We start from the raw sequence: 2,967 nt of genomic DNA on the forward strand, positions 1-2,967 counted from the left end.
GGCGGATGCGCAGCTAGATGCGCTGGTGCGGGACGTGCTGGTTCCTGCGCCGTGAGGTGTGGCCGGTGCGGAGCGGTGGTGTTCGGCGGGGGACCCGGCGGCGCGCGACGTACGGCAGTGTGCGTGACGCGCGAGCTGTCAGCCGCGGGCGTCAGCCCGCGGCGGCCGCAGCCAGCTCGGACTGGTACCCGGCGAGGTCGGACGCACCGGTCGTGAACTTGCTCGTGGCGTCGGAGAACGCGTTGAGCGTCGCGACCGGGGTGGCCGCACCGTGGGCCAGCGAGGACACGATCGTGTCGTTCGCGAACGACTCGATGGCGGTCTGCTGGTACTCGGAGAACTCGGCCGGGTCGGCGTCCGTGCGGGCGGGGATGGAGCCCTTCGCCTTGTTGAACGCGACCTGACCCTCGAGCGAGCCGACCGTCTCGAGCCATGCCTTGGCGCCCTCGGGGTCGGGCGCGCCGACCGGCAGGGTGAACGAGTCGGCCAGGAAGTCGAACGTCCCGTCGGTGCCGGGCACCGGGGTCGCCGTGAAGTCCGTGCCCAGCTCCTTGTCCTGCTCCTCGAACGCCGCGACGGCCCAGTCGCCCATGACGTTGAACGCGGCGTTGCCGTCGATGACCATCTGGGTGGCCTCGGGCCAGTCGAGACCGTCCCGGTCGTCGTTGGTGAAGCCCATGAGCGTCTCGAAGTCCTCGAGCGCGCTCGTGACCTCCGGACCCTCCCAGTCGGTGCTGCCGTCCCACAGGCCGGTGTACGCCTCGGCGCCCAGGCCGGCGAGCAGCACGGTCTCGAGCAGGTGCACCTGCGTCCACGTGGTGCCGACCGACAGCGGCGTGACGCCCGCCTCGTCCAGCTTCTCGAGGTCGGCGATCCAGGCGTCGAGGTCCGCGTACTCGGCCTCGGGGTCGATGCCGTTCTCCTCGAGCACCACCGGGTTGGCCCAGACGACGTTCGCGCGGTGGATGTTCGACGGGACCGAGTAGATCGCGCCGTCCTCCGTGGAGAGCCGGTCGACCAGGTCGGCCGGGAACGCGTCGGTGAGCCCGAACTCGTCGTACAGGTCAGAGACGTCCTCGATCTGCGCGGCGTCGATGTAGTCCTGCAGCTCCATGCCGGCGTGGGCCTGGAACGTGTCGGGCGGGTCCTGCGCCTGCAGACGGGTCTGCAGCAGGTCCTTCGCCGCGGAGCCCGCGCCGCCGGCGACGGCGCCGTTGACGAACTCGATGTCCGGGTGCTGGTTCTCGAACTCGCCGACCAGGGCGTCGAGTCCGGCCTTCTCCGAGCCGGCCGCCCACCAGGTGAATACCTCGACCTGGCTGCCGCCGCCCTCGCCGCCACCTTCGCCACCCGTGTCGCCGCCGCCGCACGCGGCCAGCGTGAGACCGAGAACAGCGGCTGTCGCCACCGTCGCGGTCATCCTCCGGTTCACTCGCATCTGGGGTCCCTCAACCTTCCTCGGTCGCTGGAGCACCGACCCGGGACGCCGTCGTCGTCCGCGGTGAAGGTGAAGTCTCTTCACTCGGGACGGCGCCGTTCCGCTGGACCGGCCGGGCGCGCCTGTACGCCCGTGAACCCGGGTCTATCGAACGGCCAGGCGTCCTTGGTGTCAAGAAATGAACGCAAGCGTCGCCCGATCGTGACCTGAACGTTCAGTTCGTGTATCCAAAGCCGTCATTCGGCACAGGAAGGCGGTTACCCTGGGCGCTGTGCGCGCGGATCGGGTAACACCGGGTTCGCAGACCTCACTCCGTGAGGCCAACCGAGCCCGGATCGTGAGCGCCGTCCAGCAGCGTGGGTCGCTCACGCAGATCGAGCTGGCCGGCGTCACAGGGCTGTCCCCAGCCACTATCTCGAACATCGTCAAGGAGCTGACGATCGCGGGCGTCCTGCACACCGCGCAGTCCACCCGCAACGGCCGCAGGGCGCTCCAGGTCACGCTCGCCCGCAACCTCGGGCTCGTCGCGGGCATCCGGTTCGGCATGCGCTCGCTCAGCGTCGCGCTCGCGGACGCGTCGATGCGGGTCCTGGCCGAGCAGCGCATGCCGCTCGCCCCGGACCACCGCGCCGACGCCGGCCTGCAGCGCACGGCGATGCTGGTCAGAGAGATGATGGAGGCCGTGGACGCCGACCCGTCCGAGCTGCTCGCCGTCGGCGTCGGGGTGCCCGCCCCGGTCGACATCCGCACCGGCCAGGTGGTCACCGTCGGGATGATGCGTGGCTGGGACGGCGTGCACGTCGACGAGATCCTGGGCGCCGAGCTCGACGTCCCCGTGACCGCCGACAACGACTCGACGCTCGCCGCGATCGCCGAGGCACGGTTCGGCGCCGGCGCCGGGCACGACTCGGTCGCCTACGTCCGGGTCTCCCACGGCGTGGGCGGCGGCCTCGTCCTCGGGGGACGGGCCGTGCACGGCAGGTCCGGGGTGGCCGGCGAGATCGGGCACGTGTCCGTCGACGAGCACGGCCCCGTCTGCCGCTGCGGCAACCGCGGCTGCCTCGAGATGCTCGTCGGGGCCTCCAGCCTCCTGTCGATGCTCCCGCCCGAGGCGGGCCACCTCACGCTCGCGGACCTCGTGGCCCGGGCGCGCGAGGGCGACGCCGGCTGCCGGCGCGTCGTGTTCGACGCCGGGCGCCACCTCGGCGTCGCCCTGGCCAACCTGTGCAACCTCGTGGACCCTGACGTCGTGGTCATCGGGGGCAAGCTCGCCGAGGCGGGGGAGCTGCTGCTCGAGCCGCTGCGCACCTCGCTCGGCCAGCGCGTCGTGGCGACCTCGCGCGGCCCGGTCGAGGTGGTCCCCTCGGCCTTGGGCGCGGACGCGGGAGTCCGCGGTGCCCTGGCCGCGGCCCTGGACCAGGCAAGAATGTTCGGCTCGCTAGGAGTGACGTCATGACCGCCCCCCGCCCCCGCCCGTTGAGTGCGGGCTATCTGCGCCGCCGAACCGTTTCGACGGCGCAGATAGCCCG

At 71.8% G+C, this 2,967-nt stretch carries 2 protein-coding genes; one reads left to right on the plus strand and one right to left on the minus strand.

Translation table 11 applies throughout. The features are described 5' to 3' along the window. Positions 1 to 151: 151 nt before the first annotated feature. On the minus strand, positions 152 to 1,420 hold the full coding sequence (locus tag AB0F40_RS27400; protein WP_357475474.1) for an ABC transporter substrate-binding protein: 1,269 nt from the start codon (positions 1,418 to 1,420) through the stop codon (positions 152 to 154). A gap of 355 nt (positions 1,421 to 1,775) precedes the next feature. Between AB0F40_RS27400 and AB0F40_RS27405 the strand changes: the two genes are divergently transcribed. After that, positions 1,776 to 2,894 (plus strand): ROK family transcriptional regulator, encoded by a 1,119-nt coding sequence (locus tag AB0F40_RS27405; protein ID WP_357475476.1) that lies wholly within the window; start codon positions 1,776 to 1,778, stop codon positions 2,892 to 2,894. The last annotated feature ends 73 nt before the right edge of the window (positions 2,895 to 2,967 follow it).

The sequence above is a fragment of the Promicromonospora sp. NPDC023987 genome, from assembly GCF_040639055.1.
Classification (GTDB): domain Bacteria; phylum Actinomycetota; class Actinomycetes; order Actinomycetales; family Cellulomonadaceae; genus Promicromonospora.

Coding starts and splice junctions, on each gene's coding strand:
- AB0F40_RS27400 (WP_357475474.1), bottom strand. CDS start 1,420: ATGACCGCGACGGTGGCGACAGCCGCTGTTCTCGGTCTCACGCTGGCC.